Raw genomic sequence first — 849 nt, 5'->3', positions numbered from 1 at the left:
ACCTGGTACTCCTGCTGGTTTTTTTCGCATACGGCAAGGGGTTCGAGAGCTACACCCCGCCGGGTGAACCGAACCTGACATGGCCCGACCTTGCCGCCCACCTGCTCTTCGTGAATGGACTCTTCCCCTACTACATMAATGATTTCCTGGGCGTGGAATGGTCAATTGCGGCCGAGTTTCCTTTCTATGCGATGCTGCCTTTCATCTTCCTGTGGTTACGCAATACCGAGGCAGGACTGCCTCTCAGCATCAAGGCGGCGCTGCTGTACGGCGGTTCACTAGCGTTGCTGTGGATGATGTACTGGAAAGCCGGTCCATTGATCCAGTTGCTTGGCATTCACCTTTATCCGCGGGAAATTTTTGTCCCATGGACCTACTTTTTTATCCTCACCCACATGCATGAATTTGCAGCGGGCATCGCGGTGTGGACGCTCATGCGGCGACTCGAACACAAGCCGGGCCTTGACAAAGCGTGGGCTGGGTGGTCATTGGGGCTATTGATCGCTGCAGGCATCGCGCTGGCCTGCCTTGAGTCGTGGAGGTACGACTCAGTCCTGTTGACGATCTGGGCGCCGGTGGCCTGGGGCTTGATGGCCGCCTGCCTAATCTATTTACTGTCGGTACTCAACCCACCGCCGCTGTTCGCGCTGTCCTATCTTGGAAAGATCAGTTTTTCGCTGTACCTGGTACATATGCCTATCGTGTATGGCCTGAGCCGATCCAGCACAGCCTGGCGCGTGACCGATAGCGTCGCCATCAATTTTGGTCTTTATCAAGTTGTCGCCTGGAGCCTGTCTTTAACCACAGCGGCTCTGCTCTTCCACTTCGTCGAGAAGCCAGGGATGCGTA

The 849-nt window shown here is 55.8% G+C and carries 1 protein-coding gene; it reads left to right on the top strand.

The annotated features are described in order from the left end of the window. Window positions 1–849, top strand: an 849-nt coding sequence (locus AC1DWI_RS24900; protein ID WP_477726146.1) for an acyltransferase family protein, incomplete at both ends; no start/stop codon positions are given.

The sequence above is a fragment of the Polaromonas sp. P3_C2 genome (assembly GCF_056402675.1).
Note: the sequence above shows the minus strand (reverse complement) of the source record. Positions and strands in the feature narration are given on the sequence as shown.